Origin of the sequence: Nocardioides sp. NPDC023903, assembly GCF_040639295.1 — a bacterium.
In the GTDB taxonomy this organism is placed as follows: Bacteria; Actinomycetota; Actinomycetes; order Propionibacteriales; family Nocardioidaceae; genus Nocardioides.
This window is the reverse complement of sequence record NZ_JBEZZS010000001.1, coordinates 643,625-663,757: the sequence shown is the minus strand read 5'-3', so window position 1 is coordinate 663,757 and position 20,133 is coordinate 643,625. Positions and strand designations below refer to the sequence as shown.

The following is a 20,133-nucleotide window of genomic DNA, read 5'->3' as shown; positions in this document are numbered from 1 at the left end:
ACTGTAACAACCGCCGCTGCCATTTGTATCAGTTGCAACAATTTTGTACCACCTGCAACAATTTTGTCCTCCCAGGCCTTGACCTGGCCCTTCACGTCGGCGCAGGATCATTTGCAATTCACCCGCGGTTGCCTGTTGAGCAACCCGACGTCGGAGGTTGCATGAGCCAGATCTACATCGACGGGCGCTGGTTGCCTGCGCAGTCGGGCGAGCAGCGGGAGATCCGCTGTCCCGCCGACGGCGCGGTCGTCGGAACCGTTGCGGAGGCTGGAGCGGAGGACACCCGGGCCGCGATCGCCGCGGCGCGGAATGCGTTCGACAGTGGCGAGTGGCCGGGGACGCCCGCGCGGGAGCGGGGCGACCTGCTGCTGAGGGTTGCCGATCTGCTCGAGCGGGACACCGCGATCATCGCCCGGGCGGAGTCGCTCGACACCGGGAAGCGGCTGGCCGAGAGCGAGTACGACGTCGCCGACGTGGTCTCGGTGTTCCGCCACTTCGGGCACGTCGCCACCGAGGACGCCGGGCGCGTGATCGACAGCGGCAACCCTGCTGTGAAGAGCCGGATCGTGCACGAGCCGATCGGGGTCTGCGGGCTGATCACCCCGTGGAACTACCCGCTGCTGCAGGTCGCCTGGAAGGTCGCGCCGTGCCTGGCCGCGGGCAACACGTTCGTGCTCAAGCCCAGCGAGATCACGCCGCACAGTGCGATCCATCTGATGAAGGTGCTCGAGGAGGCCGGCCTGCCGGCTGGTGTCGCCAACCTGGTGCTCGGCGAGGGTCCGACCGCCGGCGCCCCATTGTCCGAGGACCCCCGCGTCGACCTGGTCTCCTTCACCGGTGGCCTGGCCACCGGCAAGCGGCTGATGGCCAACGCCGCCGCGACGGTGAAGAAGGTGGCGCTGGAGCTCGGCGGCAAGAACCCGAACATCGTCTTCGCCGACTCCGACCGCGAGACCGCGCTCGACTTCGCGCTGACCGCCGTCTTCCTGCACTCCGGCCAGGTCTGCTCCGCCGGTGCGCGGCTGATCATCGAGGAGTCGATCAAGGACAGCTTCGTCGACGAGCTCGTCGCCCGGGCCGAGCAGATCCGTCTCGGCGGCCCCTTCGACGAGGAGGCCGAGACCGGCCCCCTGACCAGCAGCGCCCACCGCGACAAGGTGGAGGCGTACGTCGCGAAGGGTCTCGCCGAGGGTGCCACCCTCCGCACCGGTGGCAAGCGCCCCGACGACCCCGCGCTCGCCGACGGCTTCTACTACCTGCCGACGATCCTCGACGACTGCACCACCGACATGTCCGTCACCCAGGACGAGTCCTTCGGGCCGGTCCTCACCGTGGAGACCTTCACCGACGAGGACGACGCCGTCCGCATCGCCAACGACTCCATCTACGGCCTCGCCGGCGCGGTGTGGACCTCCGACGCCGGCCGCGCCGAGCGCGTCGCCGCCAGGCTCCGGATGGGCACGGTCTGGATCAACGACTACCACCCCTACGTGGCCCAGGCCGAGTGGGGCGGCTACAAGCAGTCCGGGATCGGGCGCGAGCTCGGTCAGGCCGGGCTGGAGGAGTACCGCGAGACCAAGCACATCTGGCACAACATCGACCCGAGCCCGCAGCACTGGTTCGCCCCGACCTCCCCCAACGTAAGCACCGCCGAGGAGAAGTGAAGACGATGACCCAGACCTACGACTACGTGATCGTCGGCGGTGGCTCGGCCGGCTCCGGGCTCGCCAACCGGCTCAGCGCCGACCCGTCCACGAAGGTTCTGGTCCTCGAGGCCGGTCACAGCGACTTCAAGATCGACCCGTTCATCCACATGCCCGCGGCGCTGCCGTTCCCGATCGGCTCGAAGCTCTACGACTGGGGCTACGAGACCGATCCCGAGCCCCACCTGGGCGGGCGCAAGGTCTACCACGCCCGCGGCAAGGTGCTCGGCGGCTCGAGCTCGATCAACGGGATGATCTTCCAGCGCGGCAACCCGATGGACTACGAGCGTTGGGCGGCCGACCCCGGCATGGAGACCTGGGACTACCGCCACTGCCTGCCCTACTTCAAGCGCATGGAGAGCCGCTTCCTCGAGGACGGCACCTCCGGCGCCGACCAGTGGCGCGGCGGCTCCGGCCCGCTGCATCTCGAGCGCGGCCCTGCCTCCAACCCGCTCTTCTCGGCGTTCTTCGAGGCCGCCCAGGAGGCCGGCTACCCGCTGACCGACGACGTCAACGGCTACCGCCAGGAGGGGTTCGCCCCCTTCGACCGCAACGTGAAGGACGGCCGCCGCTGGTCCGCCGCCCGGGCCTACCTGCACCCGGTGATGAACCGCCCCAACCTCGAGGTCGAGACCTTCGCGTACGCCACCAAGATCCGCTTCGACACCTCCGGCGACGTCCCGCGGGCGACCGGCGTGGACTACGTACGCGGTGTCGGCCGAGCGAGCCGCGATCACACCGTCAGCGCCGGCGAGGTGATTCTCTGCGGCGGCGCGATCAACACGCCCCAGCTCTTGCAGCTCTCTGGCGTGGGGGAGGAGTCCCTGCTGCGGCAGCACGGGATCGACGTCGTGCACAACCTTCCCGGCGTGGGGGAGAACCTCCAGGACCACCTCGAGGTCTACATCCAGTACGCCTCCAAGCAGCCGGTCTCGATCGCGCCCGGCCTGGTGTGGCACCAGCGGCCCAAGATCGCCTGGCAGTGGCTCTTCCAGAAGAAGGGCCTGGGCGCGACCAACCACTTCGAGGGCGGCGGGTTCGCCCGCTCCAACGAGGACGTGGACTGGCCCAACCTGATGTTCCACTTCCTGCCGATCGCGATCCGCTACGACGGGTCGATGGCGCCCGGCCAGGAGAAGGGCCAGCACGGCTACCAGGTGCACATCGGCCCGATGTACGCCGATACCCGCGGACACGTGCGGATCAAGAGCGCCGACCCGATGCGGAAGCCGTCGATGCTCTTCAACTACCTCTCCACCGCGACCGACCGGAAGGAGTGGGTGGAGGCGGTCCGAGTGGCGCGCAACATCCTGAACCAGCCCGCCTTCGCGCCGTTCAACGCGGGCGAGATGTCCCCGGGGCCGAGCGTGGAGACCGACGAGGAGATCCTCGAGTGGGTCCGCAAGGACGCCGAGACCGCGCTGCACCCCTCCTGCACCGCCGCGATGGGGACCGGCGAGATGGCCGTCACCGACCCCACCTCGATGAAGGTGCACGGCACCGAAGGACTACGGGTCGTGGACGCGAGCGTCTTCCCGTACGTCACCAACGGCAACATCTACGCGCCCGTGATGATGGTCGCTGAGAAGGCGGCCGACCTGATCGCCGGCAACACGCCGCTGGCGCCCTCCGATGTGCCCTACTACCGCCACCGCGACGACTCGCCGCTGTGGCCTGCGGGGGACCCGCGCAACAAGTCCTGAAATCCAATCGTGACCCGAACCGGCACCGGGTGGACTAGCCTGCCGGGCACCCCAAACCGGAGGAGACAGCTCATGCCGGAGACAATCGACCCGTCGCGTACGCCCTTGGGTGAACCCGCCGCAGACCCAGACGAGATCCCGACGACGAAGCCGGAGCTGAACAAGACCGTCTTCTTCGGCTCCGCCGGGGTGGTGGTCGCGTTCACGCTCTTCACGCTGCTCGCGCCGGACACCTCTGGCGCCGCGATCGGGCGCGTCGTGGGATGGATCTCGACGTACTTCGGCTGGTGGTACTTCGCACTCGCCGCTGCGCTGATCGCGTTCGTGCTGTTCATCTGCCTGTCCCGCTACGGGCGGATCCGGCTCGGCCCGGAGGAATCCCGCCCGGAGTACTCGATGTTCACCTGGACGGCGATGCTCTTCGCGGCCGGGATCGGCGCAGACCTGATGTTCTACTCGGTCGCCGAGCCCGTCTCGCAGTACCTCACCCCGCCGACCGGCGAGGGCGGCACCATCGCCGCCGCCGAGCAGGCGGTGGGCTGGACGCTGTTCCACTACGGCCTGTCCGGCTGGGCGATGTACGCCGTCATGGGCATGGCGCTGGGCTACTTCTCCTTCCGCCACGGGCTGCCGCTCTCGATCCGTTCCGCGCTCTACCCGATCTTCGGCAAGCGGGTTCATGGGCGGCTCGGGGACGGCATCGACATGGCCGCGGTGCTCGGCACCATCTTCGGCATCGCCACCTCGCTCGGCATCTCGATCGCCCTGCTCAACGCGGGTCTCAACGTTCTCTTCGGCATCCCCGAGGGCCGTGGCGCGCAGGTCGGCCTGGTCGTGGTCGCGGTGCTGCTCGGCACGATCTCGGCCGTCTCCGGGGTCGACAAGGGCATCCGGCGGCTCTCCGAGCTCAACGTGCTGCTCTCGCTGGCGCTGATGCTCTACGTGCTCTTCTCCGACAACACCGCGTTCCTGCTCAACTCGCTGGTGATGAACCTCGGCGACTATCTCGTGCACCTGCCCGGGATGAGCTTCGACACGATGCCGTACGACACCGTCGAGAACCCCGACGTCGGCGTCTGGAAGAACCTGTGGACACTCTTCTTCTGGGCGTGGTGGGTGGCCTGGTCGCCGTTCGTCGGGCTGTTCCTGGCGCGGATCTCGCGCGGGCGGACGATCCGGCAGTTCCTGGTCGGCGTCATGATGATCCCGTTCGGGTTCATCCTGCTGTGGGTCTCGATCTTCGGCAACAGCGCGCTCGGCCGTATCCGCGGCGGCGACGCCGAGTTCGGCGAGCTGACCAACGCCAACTACGCGCAGGGCTTCTACGCCTTCCTCGACAACTACCCGGGGGCGATCGCGCTGGTCGCGCTCGCCACCATGACCGGGTTCCTCTACTACGTCACCTCGGCCGACTCGGGCGCGCTGGTGATGGGCAACTTCACCTCGCGGCTGCCGCACCCGATGGCCGACTGCTCGATCCCGGTGCGGATCTTCTGGTCGGTCGCGATCGGCGCGCTGACCCTCGCTCTGATGTTCGCCGGCGGTGACGCGTGGCTGACCACGCTGACCAACGCGACGATCATCATGGGCCTGCCCTTCTCGATCGTGCTCGCCCTGGTCGCCGTGGGACTCCATCGCTCGCTACGGCTGGAGTCGTTCAAGACCGCGAGCGCACGCTACTCGTTCCCGGGCGCGATCTCCTCGGCCCGCCTGGCCGGGGCGGGCGAGGGCGGCGTACGTCCTTCGCTCGCGCAGCGGTTGCGCCGCTCGGTCACCTATCCCACCGCCAGGGACACCGAGCGATTCATCGACTCGGTCGCGAAGCCGGTCCTCGAGGAGGTCGCCACCGAGCTCTCCTCACACGGGCTGACGTCGGTGGTGACCGAGACCAAGGCCGTACGCGGCGTCGCTGGCGTCCAGATCCACACCGATCTGGAGGACGCGCCCGCGTTCGTCTACAAGGTCACCCCGCTGCCGTGCCCCGCTCCGACCTTCGCCGTCGGCCGGGTCACCGGCGATGTGTACTTCCGCGCCGAGGTCCACCTCGCCGAGGGCACCCAGGGCTACGACGTCAACGGCTACTCACGCGAGCAGCTGATGGGTGACGTCCTCGACCAGTACGAGCGCCACCTCTCCTACCTCCACCTCGTCCAGCAGGAGCAGCTGCCCGGCGAGGTGCCCGAGGTGCCGGCGGCGGACGTCAGCGGAGCAGATCGGTGAGGTCGATCTTGACCGGGAACGGCACCGGGACGTCGAGCCGGTCGCGGAAGATCCCGATCGGGACGTAGGCGTTGGTGAGGTCGTCGCGCTCGTAGACATGGATCGCGGGCGCGCCGTCCTCGTTCTCGATGCGCCAGTAGTGGGAGATCCCCGCCTCGGCGTACTTCTGCGGCTTCACCGCCCGGTCGCGGTGCTCGGACTCCGGCGAGACCACCTCGACCACCAAGGCGACGGTGTCGGCATCGTAGAACGAGGCCTGGTCGGAGATCCGTGCCGTGCTCACCAGCACGTCCGGCTCCGGCCGGTTGCGCCTGTCGAGCACCACCGTCAGCTCCCGATCCACTTCGAACTCGTCCGGCGCCTGCGCAGTCAGCGAGTTGGTCAGGGCCGTGACGAGCCGACTGTGCCAGCGGCGCTGCGGTGACATATTGAAGACCAGGGCTCCGTCGATGAGTTCGGTATGACGCGGCGCCTCGACGAGCATGTCGAGGTCTTCGGAGTACCAACCCTCCTCACGGGGAGGGTGCATCCAGTCGGGCAACGCGGTCATGTTTCGAGGATACCGCCTGTTGTTGGGGTCGGTGGGTGAGCGCGGACGTGACCGTTGCTTCGTTTCAGTGTTCGCCGCCGACCCTTGCTTCGATCGAGAAAGATTTCGCCTGTATCGGGTCGGCGGCGAGAGTGTGGCGCAGCGGATTCAGTTGGGCACGGGCTTGGGATCCGTGGCTGGTCGTGCGCGGGCGGCCCGGTGCCTCGTCGGTGCCTACGACAGTGGGCGTGACCTTGTGAATCGTTCACAGGCGAGCCGTCGCCCACTGATCCGAAGAGTTCCCCACGAGCGCGGAGCTTCCCCACCCTCCGGAGGGTGGGGAACCTTCACCGCGGTGGGGAAATGTCCCCACCAGCAGGGAACCGGCGAGCGTGGAGTCGAGAGGGCCTCGGCGAGCCGGTTAGGGGCGGCGGGTGAACCGGATGCTGCCGTCGGGTAGTCGCTCATGGGTGTAGGCAGGGTTGTGCGCCAGGCGGTGGTGATGGGGACACAGCAGCGCCCCATCTTTGAGGTTGGTCTTGCCGCCGGCGGCCCAGGGGTCGAGGTGGTGGGCGTCGCACCATTCGGGTGGCATGTCGCAGCCCTCGGCTTGGCAGCACTTCTGCTGCAACCGCATCGCCTTGCGCTGGATCGGCTGGAAGAACCGACTGTCCCTACCAGCGTCGAGGACCTGGCCGTCGCCGCCGAGGACCCAGGGGATGATGGTGGCGTTGCAGGCCATCCTTCTGGCCTCGGCTGCGGTGATGGTGGTGCCGTTGGTCTCGTCGTAGCCGAGGGTGGCGATGCCGAGGTCCTTGCGGAGCTCCTCGAGGCTGATGACCACGTTGATGGTGGTCGCGTCACCGCCGTGGCGGGGCAACCCTGCCGGGTCGACGGTCTCCAGCAGCCGGGCGAATCCCTGGCCCATCAACCGCTCCCACGGCGGCAAGGGCGCACCCTTGCCGACCAACTTCTGCTTGCGGGGCTGGGCCCAGGCCTCGACGAGCCGCTTGAACCGCATCCCGATCGAGGTCGAAAGGACGCCGTCGAAGCCGATGGTGCCGTCGTGGTTGTCCCACACCCGCAGCGCGGTCTTCTGCTGGGCGCGTTCCTCTTCAGCCAGGAGGGCTTTGGCTTCGGCGTCCTCGAACCGGACCGGATCGATCTCGGCCAGGATCCGTTTCCCGACGATCCGGAGTTCGTTCGCGGTCATGCGGGTGGCGTAGTCGACCAGCAGCTTCTCAGCCAGGACCAGATCTTCAACGCTCGCGACCGGGTCGGCCTCGATCTTGTCCAACGCCTTCACGATCACCCGGGCCTTGTCCAGGGACACCACGCCTTCAGCCAGGCCGGCAGCAACGTGCTCGTACTTCGCGACACTGGCCGCGAGCTTGATCTGGGACCGGGCCACGCCCTTGTCGATCAAGAGTTCAGCGCGCATCCACGCGGAGGCGTCTTTGGCGCCGGTCTCCTCGGCGATGTCGCCGGCAGAGGCGAGCACCCGGAGTTTGAGCGCGGTCTGCTTGGCCTGGATCCTCTCCAGTCCTACCAGGCGCTCCTTCTTCTGCCCGGTGCGCCAGTAGGCGGGATCTCGGGTCAGCAGCTTTTCGAGGGAGGATTCGATGGCAGCTATCTCTGCGTCGATCGCGTCCTCGGGGTCGGTTGACCACGGGTTGATGTCGCGTTCGAGACTCATCGCTTCCCTCCCTTCAAACGGGTGTTGTGATGTTCTGATTCTACGCCTCGAACACTCGCTTAACCACCCATTTATGCAGGTCAAAGGCGGTTTCGCGTTGAGTGAACGACCTCGTTTCTGTGGATGGTAAGTGGCCCGAAGGGCCACCCTTCCGCCCCATCAACCTCAGCTGTCCCAAACCAGACTCCTCTGCGCCACACCCCGGCCGCCGCCCCGATAACCAGCCAAATCTTTCTCGATCTGGTCCGGAGTCCAGGACCGCGAAGCGGCCGGCGAAGCCGGCGCCCGAAGGGCGTCCTTGACGCCGGTCCAGATCGAGAAGACCCTCCAAGAAAGGGTCGGCGGCCCACCCCAACCAAGAAAACACGGTCCGCAACAGAGGTGAAATTCAGACTCACCCGAAGTCGATGAGCCGCCCGTCCTCATGCATCACACAACCCCGCCCGATCCAAGCAACAGCATGCTCCTTGTCGCCAACAGCAATGTGCGAATAGCTAGGCGGAACCCAGATGAGCTCATAGTCGACGTCACCCAGCGCCGCCTCGGTAGCCCGAACAGCATCGTCGGAAGGGTCGAGGGTGCGTACGGCCTGTTCGACGGAGTCGAAGTACTTTCGGCCGGCCTCGGAGAGTTCCTTGGCGCACCATGCACACGTGCCCAACGACTCGACCTGCGCGGGAGTGGCCCTGACCGGGGCGTCTAGACCGAGGAGCTGGGGGCAGGCCCGGACATGCAGGAGACGACCCGTCGCGTGCGCGACGAAGAGGGTCTCGGGGGTGTCGGAGGGCATCTCCGGAGCCTAGGGGAGTGAGGCATGCCCCGGGAGGTACCTGGGACGAATTCAGGACGTTCGGCCCCCGTGATCGCTGTGGTCCAGGTCACGTACGATCCGGGGTATGGCGCATTACCAACAGCGCGGGCACATCCCGCCCAAGCGGCACACCCAACACCGCGACGGAGAAGGGAATCTCTACTACGAAGAGCTCATGGGCGAGGAAGGGTTCTCCTCGGACTCCTCCCTGCTCTACCACCGCCACATCCCCTCGGCGGTGAAGGACGTACGCATCTGGGAGCTGCCCGACCACGGCACCACCCCCAACCATCCACTGCGCCCGATGCACCTCGGGCTCCACGACCTTTTCCCTGGTGAGGACAGGCTGAGTTCGACTTGGGGGGCCAACGACGCGGTGACCGGGCGCCGACTGGTGCTCGGCAACGGCGACGTACGTCTTCACTATGCGGTGGCGGGGGAGACCTCGCCGCTCTACCGCAACGCGATCGGCGACGAGTGTGTCTACGTCGAGTCCGGGACCGGGGTCGTCGAGACGGTCTTCGGCGACCTGATGGTGGGGGAGGGCGACTACGTGGTGATCCCACGCGCCACCACCCACCGCTGGGTGCCGGTCGGCGACGCTCCGCTGCGGGTCTACGCGATCGAGGCGAACTCCCACATCGCCCCGCCGAAGCGCTACCTCTCCCGGTTCGGCCAGTTCCTCGAGCACGCCCCGTACTGCGAGCGGGACCTCCGGCTCCCGACCGACCCGCAGACCGTGGATACGACCGAGGCGGAGGCCCAAGGGATTGAGGTCTTCATCAAGCACCGCGGCCCGGGCGCCGGCGGCATCGCCGGCTCGGTCCACGTCCTCCCGCATCACCCGTTCGACGTCGTCGGCTGGGACGGCTGCCTCTACCCGTATGTCTTCAACATCGCCGACTACATGCCGATCACCGGCAAGGTCCACCAGCCGCCGCCCGCCCACCAGGTCTTCGAGGGCAACAACTTCGTGATCTGCAACTTCGTGCCCCGCAAGGTGGACTACCACGAGCTCGCGGTGCCAGTGCCCTACTACCACTCCAACGTCGACTCCGACGAGGTCATGTTCTACGTCGGTGGCGACTACGAGGCCCGCAAGGGCTCCGGGATCGGCATCGGCTCGATCACCCTCCACCCCGGCGGCCACGCCCACGGGCCGCAGCCCGGTGCGATGGAGCGCAGCCTGGGCGCGGAGTTCTTCGATGAGCTCGCGGTCATGGTCGACACCTTCCGGCCGCTGGAGGTCGGCGAGGCCGGCGCCACGGTCGACGACGGCAAGTACGCCTGGACCTGGGCGGGAGGCCGCCAGTGACGTCGTGGCTGGACATCAACAACAGTCAGTTCGGCCTCGAGGCACTCCCATATGCCACCTTCCGCACCTCCGCCGACGCGACGCCGCGGCTCGGAGTGCGGATCGGTGACCTGGTGCTCGACGTCGCCGCGGCGGCCGAGGGCTTGGCCGGGCACTGTGAAGGTGGCCTCGACGGGCTGCTCGCCGCAGGGCCGGACGCATGGGCCAAGGTGCGCGCGGAGGTGATCCGGCTGCTCACCGACCCCGCGTGCGAGGCCGAGGTCAGGCCGCACCTGGTACCGATCGAGGACGCCGACCTGCTGCTGCCGTTCACGGTGGCCGACTACGTCGACTTCTACGCTTCCGAGCATCACGCCTCCAACGTCGGGAAGATGTTCCGCCCCGACTCCGAGCCGCTGACGCCCAACTGGAAGCACCTGCCGATCGGCTACCACGGCCGCTCCGGCACGGTGGTCGTCTCCGGCACGGACGTCGTCCGGCCGACCGGGCTGCGGAAGACGCCCGACGGGATCGTCGACGGTCCCTCGATCCGGCTCGACATCGAGGCCGAGCTCGGGTTCGTGGTCGGAGTCGGCTCCGAGATGGCCCACCCCGTCCCGCTCGCCGAGGCCGCCGACCACATCTTCGGGATCACCCTCCTCAACGACTGGTCGGCGCGCGACATCCAGGCCTGGGAGTACGTCCCGCTGGGCCCGTTCCTCGGCAAGTCGTTCGCCACCTCGATCTCGCCGTGGGTGCTCCCGCTCGCGGCGCTCGAAGCGGCGCGCGTCCGGCCTCCGGAGCGAGACGTTCCACTAGCCGGCTACCTGGACGACTCGGCGCTGGCGCCCTGGGCCCTCGACCTCGCCTTCGAGGTGCGGCTCAACGGTTCGCTGGTCTCCGAGCCGCCGTACGCCACGATGTACTGGACCGCCCCGCAGATGCTCGCGCACATGACCGCCAACGGCGCCTCGCTGCGCGTCGGCGACCTCTTCGGCAGCGGCACGATCAGCGGCCCCGAGCCGGGCCAGCGCGGCTCGCTGCTCGAGCTCAGCTGGTCGGGGGCCGAGCCCTTCAAGCTGGACGACGGGTCGGTGCGTACGTTCCTGGAGGACGGCGACGAGGTCACCATCACCGCCACAGCGCCGGCGCCGGGCGGCGGCCGGATCGCGCTCGGCGAGGTCAGCGGGCGGATCCTGCCCGCGAAGGAGCGCGCATGACGTCGGTCTACGAGTTCACGCCCCGCTACTTCGAGGTCGACATGCAGGGGGTGATGTTCAACAGCTGGTACCTCGGCTACGTCGACGAGGCGATGAACCATTTCATCGACGCGCGCGGGGTGCCCTACTCCCGCTGGAAGGAGCTGGGTGTCGACGCCCACCTCGCCCACGCTGACCTGGACTGGAAGGCCGGCATCGGGTTCGGTGACCGCGTCCAGGTGCCGGTGCGCACCACCCGGATCGGGACCAAGAGCTTCACGCTCGAGTTCGAGTTCCGCCGGGGCGAGGACGTCATGTGCGCCGTGTCCGTCGTCTATGTGCTCGTCGCCGCGGACGGCTCGGGGTCGATCGCCATCCCGCCCGAGATCGCCGCCGCGATCGAATAGCCGCGCAAGAACGGTCAAGCGACCCGGAGGCCGTCGGTGTGAGACTCGTCGTGTGCACGAGACAGACGAAGAGATCGCCGACCTGCAACGCCTCCTGGACGCCTCGATCGGCCGCGCGAGCGGCCATCTGACCGGCATCGTCAACAACGACCAGCGCCTGAACGCCCGTCAGCTCGTCACCGAGCTGACGGGCATGAAGGTGCTGGTGCTGGCCACCGTGACCGCCCGTGGCGAGCCGCGGACGAGCTGCGTCGACGGCCACTTCGTACACGGCCGCTGGCTCTTCGGGACCTCTCCCACCGCCATCAAGGCCAAGCACATGCTCGCCCGCCCGGCGGTCAGCGCGACCCACGTCGACGGGGAGCGCGTCGGCGTCTTCACCCACGGCACGGCGCACGTGTTCTCCGAGGGGCCGGAGTTCGAGGAGCACAACGCCTACTTCACCGAGTTCTATGGCTCGGACCCGCAGACCTGGGAGGGGCCGGGCGTCGTCTACGCCACCATCGAGCCGAGCTGGATGGTGGCGTATGCCGCCGAACCCGCTTCGTTCCCGGGCTGAGTGCTTTACGGCCGAGTCGGCGCATCCGCCCCCTCTCGCTCGCTTCGCTTCGCGAGGCACGGGGGCAGATCCGCCGACTCGGCACCACTAAGTGAGGCTCTTCTTGATCTCGGTCTTGAGCACCTTGCCGACCTTCGAGCGTGGCAGATCCGGCCAGACCTCGATCTGCTTGGGGGTCTTGACCGCGCCGATCCGCTCCTTGACGTACGCCTTGAGGTCGGCGACGTCGACCTCGGCACCGGGCCGGGGCAGGATGACGGCGGTGACGCGCTCGCCCCACTTCTCGTCGGGAAGCCCGACCACCGCGCAGTCGGCGACGGCAGGGTGGGTCATCAGCGCCTGCTCGACCTCGGTGGAGTAGACGTTGAAACCGCCGGTGATCACCATGTCCTTGGCGCGGTCGACGATGTGCAGGAAGCCGTCCTCGTCGAGGAAGCCGATGTCGCCGGTGTGGTGCCAGCCGTGGGCGCTCGCCTCGGCGGTCGCCTCGGGGTTGTCGAGGTAGCCGCGCATGACCAGGGAGCTGCGTACGACGATCTCGCCACGCTCACCGGAGCCGAGCAGCGTGCCGCGCTCGCCCATGATCGACACGGTCACCAGCGGTGCCGGACGACCGGCCGAGGAGAGACGCTCCGTGGCGACGGTGCCGTCCTCGTGGAAGTGGTCGGCGGGCGCCATGGTCGCGATCATCATCGGCGCCTCGGTCTGCCCGAACAGCTGCGCCATCACCGGACCGATCCGGGTCAGCGCCTCCTCCAGTCGCGTCGCCGACATCGGCGCCGCGCCGTACCAGAAGCAGCGCAGCGACTCGAGGTCGGTCGACTTCAGCGCCGGGTGGTCCAGCACCAGGTAGATCAGCGTCGGCGGCAGGAACGTATGGGTGACGTGGTGGCGCTCGATGTGCTCGAGGAATGCGCCCACGTCCGGCGTACGCATCACCACGATCTTGCCGCCCAGACACAGCACCGGGAAGCAGAGCACCCCGGCGGCATGGGTGAGCGGCGCGAGCGCGAGATAGGTCGGACGTTCAGGCGCACCCGGCCACGGGTAGGCCATCAGGGTGATGGCCGACATCGTCTCCAGGTTGGCGCCGGTGAGCATGACGCCCTTGGGACGCCCGGTGGTCCCGCCGGTGCCGACGACCATCGCGAGGTCATCGATCTCATCAGCCGGCTCGAACACCTCGTCGGCAGAGCCGAGGAAGTCGTCCCAGTCGATCGCCCAGTCATAGGTCGCGTCGAGGCAGACCAGGGTGGTCAGCTCCGGCAGATCTCCGCGGATCTGGTCGACCAGGCCGGCGAAGGACGACTGGAAGATCAGCGCCGAGCAGCCAAAGAGGTCGAGGAGCTCCCGGTTCTCCGCCGCCTCGCTGCGCGGGTTGATCGGGCACCAGACGCCTCCGGCACGACTGATCCCGAAGACGGAGGCGAAGGCGACCGGGTCGTTGGCCGAGAGGACGGCGACCTTCGCGCCCGGGGCGACGCCGCGGGCCCGAAGGCCCGCGGCGACGCGCACCGAGAGATCGACGACCTCGGCATACGACCAGGTGTCCTCGCCGCAGACGAGACAGGGCGCGTCGCCTCCGAGCGAGGCACCCTTGTCCAGATAGTCGACGAGCCGCATCGGGCCGCCCTCAGCCGCGCTGCCGGGTCACGACCGGCTCCGAGACCAGGCCGAAGGCCTGCAGCTGGCCGAGGAGCTCGCGGTGACCGAACGCCTGGCAGCCCGAGGCGAAGCCCACCCGGCGAGGCGGCTGCTGCAGCAGCGAGTAGGCGACGTACGCCTGCAGCAGCCCGGTCTGCTTGTAGTTCTGGTTGCCGTGGATGACGCAGTGCGCGCGTCCGAGCGGGCCGGAGGCGTGGACCGAGTCGAGCGACTTGTTCAGCCGCGGGTTCTCGCGCGGCGGCATCTGGTTCATCACCTGGGCCGCCGTGGCGGTCAGCGCCTCGTCGCGCTGCTCGGCGTCCATGTCCTTGGTCGCCTCCAGCGCAGCCGCCACGATCTGCGGCACCCCGTTCATCAGCGCGGCGTTGAAGACGCCACCCTGGGCCTTGCAGCTGGCCACCTTCGGGTCACGGCGGTACCAGACCGGGTGCGAGGTGCCGCCCCACGGCAGCGAGAGCGCCAGCTCGTGCTGGCCCGGAACCACCAGCGGGACCAGACCGGCGGTGGGATCGAACTCGACGTACGCGTTCTGCTCGAGGAAGTGCGCCTTCGAGGTCGCCGCGTTGACCAAGATCGTGCGGGTCGAGGCGATCGTGGGGGAGCCACCCCAGAAGACCGCGATGTCGAGGGTGTCGAGGCCGGGCTGCTCGAGGCAGATCTCGGCGGCGATCTCGCCGGTGGTGTACATCTGCGCGATGCCCGGCGCGAGCAGCAGGCCCTTCTCGGCGAACCCCTCGCTGTAGGTCTCGTCGCAGGTGATCAGCCAGTCCTGCTCGCCGGTGGTGTCGGTGTAGTGGACGCCGGCGGCCATCGCCGCCTCCACGACCTCGGGACCGTACTGGGAGAACGGGCCGACGGTGTTGAGCACGACGCGCGCGCCGGTGAGCAGCTCGGTGAGCGCCTCGACGGAGTGCTCGACCTCGGCGATCTCGTAGTCGGCGGTCTCGATGCCGGGCACGTTGGCGGCCATCGAGGCGACCAGCTTGTCCTTGGAGCGGCCGGCGGCCACGAACGGCACCCCGAGCTCGCGCAGGTACTCACACACCAGTCGGCCGGTGTAGCCGGAGGCGCCGTAGACGACGACAGGCTTGTTCTCGCTCATGGTCACATCCCCATTCCGCCGTCGACCGCAAGGCCGACGCCGTTGACGAAGGCCGCCTGGTCGGAGGCCAGGAAGACGACTGCGTTGGCCATGTCCTCGACCGTGCCGAGGCGTCCCGACGGGGTCAGCTCGATGACGCCGCCGACGGCCGCCTCCGGAGACTCGAAGAGACCGAGCTTGGCGACGTCGTCGGCCAGCCTGGCACCCATCTCGGTCGGCACCAGGCCGGGGTAGATGCAGTTGACGCGTACGCCGTAGCCGAGCTTGCCGCTCTCCATCGCCGCGACCCGGGTCAGCCGGTCGACGGCGCTCTTGGTGGCCGAGTAGACCGAGATGCCGGGGAAGGCGATGGTGGCCGCGACCGAGGCGACGTTGACGATCACGCCTCCGTTGCCCGCGGCGCCGTCGGGCCGCATCGTACGCAGCCCGTGCTTGAGGCCGAGGGCGGTGCCAAGCACGTTGACCTCGAGCATCTTCCTCACATCGTTCGGGTCGAGCTCGGTGACCAGGCTGGTGATCTCGACACCGGCGTTGTTGACCAGGATGTCGAGCCCGCCGAAAGCCTCGACCGCGGCCGCCGCGCCCGCCTCCCAGGAGGCGTCGTCGGTGATGTCGAGGTGCACGAAAGTGCCGCCGATGGACTCGGCCACCTTGGCGCCCTGGTCGTCCTGCACGTCGGCGACGGCCACCTTGGCGCCGGCCGCCGCGAGCGCTCGGGCGATTCCCTCGCCCAAGCCTTGGGCACCGCCGGTGACGAGTGCTGTACGTCCACTCAGATCGGTCATCGTGACTCCTTCGTCGATGTGATGTGGACCACAGGTAATCGCGTATCTTGACGAGTGTCAAGATTTCTCTTGACGATTGACCAGAAAATGGTCCGGACGGCATCGAAGGACGCACGGGAGGGGGTATCGTTTCCGCCCATGACCCAGGTCGCCGCACCCAAGTCGCCTCGCCGCACGCCTGCCGACAAGCACGACGAACGCCGCAAGGCCCTCGCCGAGTCGGCGCTGCGTACGTTGGGGGAGTTGGGCTACGCCCGCGCCAGCCTGCGCGAGATCGCCAACAACTCCGAGTTCAGCCACGGCGTCGTGCACTACTACTTCAACGACAAGCTCGAGCTGATCGTCTTCTGCGTGCGCTACTACAAGGAGACCTGCGTCCACCGCTACGACGGTGTCGTCGCCGAGGCCACCTCCCCGGACGACCTCGTCGCCCGGTTCGGCGACAAGCTGGTCGAGACGATCGTCGAGGAAGCGCCGATGCACCGGCTCTGGTACGACCTGCGCTCGCAGTCCATGTTCGAGGAGAGCCTGCGCGAGGCGGTCACCCAGATCGACCAGAGCCTCGAGGACATGATCGCGCGGGTCGTGAACCGCTACGCCGCGCTCGCCGGCACCGAGCCCGCGATCGCGGCGCCGGTGGTCTACGGGATGTTCGACGGCGTCTTCCAGCAGGCGCTGCTTGGCTACCTCAACGGTCGCGACGGCGCTCTGGAGGACCTGCGCAACCAGGTGGCCGGGCTGATGCCGATGCTGCTGGCGCAGCCCGCCGAGACCACCATCAGCCACGAGCAGGGAGAGCTGGCATGACACCGATGATCGGCCTGCCCACCGGAGCCGAGTGGGCTTACCTGATCGGTGGCATCGTGCTGCTGCTGGTCTGGTTCGCGCTCACCGTGTGGTGGCTGGTGATGCTGGTGCAGGCTCTCCGGACACCGGACAGCGTGTGGGCCGCGGCCGACCAGAGCAAGATCCTCTACGTCCTGCTGATGATCTTCCTCGGCTGGCTCGGGGCGCTCCTCTACGTGGTCATCGCCCGGCCCAAGCTCCGTTCCTGAGCGCTACACGACCATCGCGACCACGGCGGCCGCGGCGAGGACCGTCGCGGCGACGCGTACCTTCCCGATCGGCTCGCGCAGCACCAGCGCCGCGGCGAGTGCGACCCAGATCAGGCTCGAGCTGCGCACCGCCGCCACCAGCGAGACCGGGGCGTGCAGGGTGGCGTAGAGGCTGAGGACGTACGAGGTGGGGATCAGCACTGCCAGCACGGCAACGGTCCGCGCATGGATCCTGAGCTGGCGAAGCCCCTCGGCGTACTTGCCATGGACGATCACACTCCACAGCACCACCTGGATGACCGTGCCGACGGCGTAGTAGGCGATCGGGTCGAGGCCGCGCTCGACGACCACCCAGCCGTCGTAGGTCGTGTAGCCGGCGATCGAGACGGCGATGCAGGCCGACCACAGCAGCGGCTTCGCCTGCAGCGAGCCCCGGTTGCGGACGGTCTCGAACAGCAGCGCCCCGACCGCCGCAGCCATCAGGAGTACGCCAGCCCACTGCGCCCAGCTCAGCCACTGCCCGAGCACCACCATGCCGGTGAGCGCCACCACGACCGGGGCGAGGCCGCGGGAGAGCGGGTAGATCTGGCTGACGTCGAAGTCCTGGTAGGCGACCTGGACCAGACCCATGGTCAGCGCATGCATCGCGGTGCTGCCGAGCGAGAGCAGGAGGAGCTCCCACGTCACCGCGATGCCGTGCCCGCGCACGATCATCACCACCGCGGTGACCGTGACGACGAGGCAGCTCTCCACGATCGCCACCGCCCACAGCGCCGGTCTCCCTGCGGGCGCGATGGTCTTCGACGCCGTGTTCCAGGCAGCGTGGGCGACCGCCGAGCCCAGGGCGAGAGTGACTCCGAGCAGCAGCATTCGGGCGAGCCTACGGCGTCGCTGCACGCATCGTGACCGGACTCCTCCTAGGGTGGGCCACTCCAGCCCCACAACACCGAGGACTTCTGTGATGGACCCCGTCGACCTGGCTCTGATGATTCTTCGTCTCGCCGTGGGTGGCACGATGATCGCGCACGGCGTCAACCACTGGCGCGGAGGCGGCAAGATCGCCGGCACCGCCGGCTGGTTCGAGAGCCTCGGCCTGCGCCACGGCACCCTGCAGGCGTGGGCCAGCGTGGTCACCGAGATCGGCGCCGGCGTACTGCTGATCCTGGGCCTGATCACGCCGCTGGCCGCAGCCGGCGTCGTCGCGGTGATGCTCGTGGCCGCGCTGCTGGCGCACCGCCCCAACGGGTTCTTCATCTTCAAGGACGGCTGGGAGTACGTCATGATCCTGGCCGTCGTCTCGGTCGTGCTCGGCGTCACCGGCCCCGGCACGATCTCGCTCGACGCGACCCTCGACATCGTCTACGACGGCTGGATCGGCGGCGCGGTCGCGCTCGGTGGCGGTCTGCTCGGCACCGCCCTGCTCCTGGCTGCCTTCTGGCGGCCGCAGCGGGACGAGGCGCCCGTGGAGGCCGAGGATGAGCCGAGCCCGGAGGCCTAACGCCGCGAGCGGATCCCGAGCCGAGCGGTCTCCCCGGTGGCGGAGCGTTCGAGTTCGGCGATGAGGGTGCGGGCGTCGTAGCGGCCCTCGTGGCGGTGTGACCCGACGAAGAACGTCGGGGTGCCCCGGGCGCCGCTGTCGTTGGCCGAGGCCATGTCCTCGCGGACGTGCTCGGCCAGCGCCGGGTCCTCGAGGTCGCGGAGGAACTGCTCGACGTCGAGCCCGAGGACACCGGCGTAGCCGGCGAGATCCTGGTGCTCGAGCTCGTTCTGATGCTCGAAGAGATGCTTGTGCATCTCCCAGAACTTGCCCTGCCGGGCGGCGGCTTCGGCGGCGACGGCGGCCAGCTCGGCATGTGGATGCTGGGTGAGGGGGAGGTGGCGTACGACGTAGCGGATCCGGGGCCCGAAGTAGTCGCGGACCTCGTTGGCGGTGCCGGTGGCACGGGCGCAGAAGGGGCACTCGTAGTCGAGGTACTCGACCAGGGTGACCTCGGCGTCCTCGGCGCCATAGATGTGGTCGCGCTCTGGGTCGACCGGGGGTGAGAGCAGCTTCGGCAGGGCTGCGTCACGCTGGCCGAGGAAGCGCGCGGCGAGCTGGAAGATCACCCAGCCGAGCGCGGAGGCGATCACGACGGCGAGAAGTACGCCGACGATCGCGTCGCGCTGAAGCGTCTCGGAGTCGAAGGCGAGGGTGGTGATCAGCAGCGCGACGGTGAAGCCGATCCCTGACAGCGCCGCGCCGCCGAGAACATGGCCGCCGCCGACGCCCTGGGGCAGCCTGCCGATCCGCAGCCGCGTGGCCACCAGCGCGCCGCCGCCGATCCCGAGCGTCTTGCCCAGGACCAGGCCGGCCACGACACCCCAGGTCACCGGCGAGCGCAGTGCCTCCCCGAGCACGCCGTCGCGCAGGTCGACGCCGGCGTTGGCGAGTGCGAAGACCGGCACGATGAGATAGCTAGTCGGTACGTGCAGCGTCTCCTGGAGCCGCTCGTTGACCGAGATCGTGCGGGTCAGCTCGTCGCGGGTCTCGCGCTGCAGCGTGGGCAGCGGCGACTGCCGGAAAGCCCGGAACCGCGAGGTCGCGACCTCCATCTGGGCCCGGGTCGGCTCCGCCGCCGGCACCAGCAGACCGGCCAGCATCCCTGCGATCGAGGCGTGCAGACCGGCGCCGAGGGTGGCCACCCAGGCGATCAGGACGAGCAGTACGTACGGCCCGGCCCGCCACACCTTCACCCGGTCGAGCACGAAGATCCCGACGAGGGCGAGCCCGGCCACCACCAGTGGGCCGACCTCGAGGTTCTCGGTGTAGGCGACTCCGATCACGCTCACCGCGACGATGTCGTCGATGACGGTCAGCGTGAGCAGGAAGATGCGCAGCTGGGTGGAGACCGCCGGTCCGACCAGCGCCAGCATGCCGAGCAGGAACGCGGTGTCGGTGCCGATCACGATGCCCCACCCGCGCGCCGCCTCACCGGAGGGGTTGAGCAGCAGGTAGATCATTGCCGGCAGGATCAGGCCGCCGGCGCCGGCGATCAGCGGGACCACCATGCGGCGACGGTCGGTCAGCTCTCCGACGGCGAGCTCGCGGCGTACCTCCAGGCCGACGACGAAGAAGAAGACCACCATCAGGCCGTCGTTGACCCAGTGGTGCAGGTTCATCGAGAGCCCGACGTCGCCGAACCGGACCGAGAACACCGTCTCCCACAGGTGCTCGTAGCCGTGCGACCACGGCGAGTTGGCCCAGGCCAGCGCCAGCAGCGAGGCGATCACCAGCAGCGCGGCGCTCGTCGACTCCAGATGCATGAAGTGCCGCAGCCTGGTGCCGAGCTGCCCGGTCAGGTCCTCGTCACGCCGGCACTGCGTCTGCTGTTTCCCCACGGAATGATCCTAGGCCGGGCCGGAGCC

18 protein-coding genes are annotated in these 20,133 nt (G+C 68.6%); 10 read left to right on the top strand and 8 right to left on the bottom strand.

The annotated features are described in order from the left end of the window. The first annotated feature begins 161 nt into the window (after positions 1-161). The 3 genes from AB0F44_RS03200 to betT all read left to right on the top strand — a co-directional run bounded on the left by AB0F44_RS03200 (position 162) and on the right by betT (position 5,626). A complete protein-coding gene (locus tag AB0F44_RS03200) occupies positions 162-1,664 on the top strand; it encodes an aldehyde dehydrogenase family protein (protein WP_357352574.1) in 1,503 nt (500 codons plus the stop codon). Between the two features lie 5 nt (positions 1,665-1,669). Then, complete coding sequence (gene betA / locus AB0F44_RS03195; RefSeq protein ID WP_357352573.1) at positions 1,670-3,406, top strand: choline dehydrogenase; 1,737 nt, start codon at positions 1,670-1,672, stop codon at positions 3,404-3,406. A 72-nt stretch (positions 3,407-3,478) separates the two neighbouring features. Then, the gene (gene betT, locus AB0F44_RS03190) at positions 3,479-5,626 is read left to right on the top strand and encodes a choline BCCT transporter BetT (protein WP_357352571.1); all 2,148 of its coding nucleotides are present in this window, start codon (positions 3,479-3,481) and stop codon (positions 5,624-5,626) included. On the opposite strand, the gene AB0F44_RS03185 is transcribed toward betT, so the two are convergent. The 3 genes from AB0F44_RS03185 to AB0F44_RS03175 form a co-directional block, all read right to left on the bottom strand. Then, positions 5,607-6,176, bottom strand: a complete 570-nt coding sequence (locus tag AB0F44_RS03185) for a Uma2 family endonuclease (RefSeq protein WP_357352569.1) — start codon at positions 6,174-6,176, stop codon at positions 5,607-5,609. The two genes, betT and AB0F44_RS03185, sit on opposite strands and share 20 nt — an antisense overlap. 400 nt (positions 6,177-6,576) lie before the next feature. Further along, a complete protein-coding gene (locus tag AB0F44_RS03180) occupies positions 6,577-7,851 on the bottom strand; it encodes a DUF222 domain-containing protein (RefSeq protein WP_357352567.1) in 1,275 nt (424 codons plus the stop codon). A gap of 394 nt (positions 7,852-8,245) precedes the next feature. Then, positions 8,246-8,641 (bottom strand): hypothetical protein, encoded by a 396-nt coding sequence (locus tag AB0F44_RS03175; RefSeq protein WP_357352565.1) that lies wholly within the window; start codon positions 8,639-8,641, stop codon positions 8,246-8,248. Between the two features lie 106 nt (positions 8,642-8,747). Here AB0F44_RS03175 and AB0F44_RS03170 point away from each other — a divergent pair, with 106 nt between their 5' ends. From AB0F44_RS03170 to AB0F44_RS03155, 4 genes are read left to right on the top strand one after another with little or no spacing between them, the layout of a single operon-like run. Next, the gene (locus tag AB0F44_RS03170) at positions 8,748-9,977 is read left to right on the top strand and encodes a cupin domain-containing protein (RefSeq protein ID WP_357352563.1); all 1,230 of its coding nucleotides are present in this window, start codon (positions 8,748-8,750) and stop codon (positions 9,975-9,977) included. Continuing rightward, positions 9,974-11,176: a fumarylacetoacetase gene (gene fahA / locus AB0F44_RS03165; RefSeq protein ID WP_357352561.1), complete on the top strand. Its 1,203-nt coding sequence runs from the start codon at positions 9,974-9,976 to the stop codon at positions 11,174-11,176. The genes AB0F44_RS03170 and fahA overlap by 4 nt, the downstream gene beginning before the upstream one ends. Next, positions 11,173-11,562, top strand: a complete 390-nt coding sequence (locus AB0F44_RS03160; RefSeq protein WP_357352559.1) for a thioesterase family protein — start codon at positions 11,173-11,175, stop codon at positions 11,560-11,562. Before fahA ends, AB0F44_RS03160 begins: the two co-directional genes overlap by 4 nt. A 52-nt stretch (positions 11,563-11,614) precedes the next feature. Next, positions 11,615-12,121 (top strand): pyridoxamine 5'-phosphate oxidase family protein, encoded by a 507-nt coding sequence (locus AB0F44_RS03155; protein ID WP_357352557.1) that lies wholly within the window; start codon positions 11,615-11,617, stop codon positions 12,119-12,121. A gap of 87 nt (positions 12,122-12,208) precedes the next feature. Here AB0F44_RS03155 and AB0F44_RS03150 read toward each other — a convergent pair whose 3' ends face one another. Genes AB0F44_RS03150 through AB0F44_RS03140 form a run of 3 tightly spaced genes read right to left on the bottom strand, consistent with a single transcriptional unit; the run spans position 12,209 to position 15,673 of the window. After that, the gene (locus tag AB0F44_RS03150) at positions 12,209-13,744 is read right to left on the bottom strand and encodes a long-chain fatty acid--CoA ligase (protein ID WP_357352555.1); all 1,536 of its coding nucleotides are present in this window, start codon (positions 13,742-13,744) and stop codon (positions 12,209-12,211) included. Between the two features lie 10 nt (positions 13,745-13,754). Further along, on the bottom strand, positions 13,755-14,888 hold the full coding sequence (locus AB0F44_RS03145; protein WP_357352553.1) for a DUF5938 domain-containing protein: 1,134 nt from the start codon (positions 14,886-14,888) through the stop codon (positions 13,755-13,757). 2 nt (positions 14,889-14,890) lie between these two features. After that, entirely contained in the window at positions 14,891-15,673 is a 783-nt protein-coding gene (locus tag AB0F44_RS03140) for a glucose 1-dehydrogenase (protein ID WP_357352551.1), read from the bottom strand. Between the two features lie 138 nt (positions 15,674-15,811). On the opposite strand from AB0F44_RS03140, the gene AB0F44_RS03135 reads away from it, so the two are divergent. Together AB0F44_RS03135 and AB0F44_RS03130 are read left to right on the top strand one after the other, a co-directional pair. Continuing rightward, the gene (locus AB0F44_RS03135; protein ID WP_350657760.1) at positions 15,812-16,480 is read left to right on the top strand and encodes a TetR/AcrR family transcriptional regulator; all 669 of its coding nucleotides are present in this window, start codon (positions 15,812-15,814) and stop codon (positions 16,478-16,480) included. Next, positions 16,477-16,728 carry a hypothetical protein gene (locus tag AB0F44_RS03130; protein ID WP_357352549.1) on the top strand — a complete coding sequence of 84 codons (252 nt, stop codon included), beginning with the start codon at positions 16,477-16,479 and terminating at the stop codon, positions 16,726-16,728. The genes AB0F44_RS03135 and AB0F44_RS03130 overlap by 4 nt, the downstream gene beginning before the upstream one ends. Positions 16,729-16,731: 3 nt before the next feature. On the opposite strand, the gene AB0F44_RS03125 is transcribed toward AB0F44_RS03130, so the two are convergent. Continuing rightward, positions 16,732-17,598: a DMT family transporter gene (locus AB0F44_RS03125; RefSeq protein WP_357352547.1), complete on the bottom strand. Its 867-nt coding sequence runs from the start codon at positions 17,596-17,598 to the stop codon at positions 16,732-16,734. A 91-nt stretch (positions 17,599-17,689) separates the two neighbouring features. On the opposite strand from AB0F44_RS03125, the gene AB0F44_RS03120 reads away from it, so the two are divergent. Continuing rightward, on the top strand, positions 17,690-18,226 hold the full coding sequence (locus AB0F44_RS03120) for a DoxX family protein (RefSeq protein WP_357352545.1): 537 nt from the start codon (positions 17,690-17,692) through the stop codon (positions 18,224-18,226). Here AB0F44_RS03120 and nhaA read toward each other — a convergent pair. Beyond that, positions 18,223-20,106 carry a Na+/H+ antiporter NhaA gene (gene nhaA, locus AB0F44_RS03115; RefSeq protein WP_357352543.1) on the bottom strand — a complete coding sequence of 628 codons (1,884 nt, stop codon included), beginning with the start codon at positions 20,104-20,106 and terminating at the stop codon, positions 18,223-18,225. The genes AB0F44_RS03120 and nhaA overlap by 4 nt on opposite strands. Between the last annotated feature and the right edge of the window lie 27 nt (positions 20,107-20,133).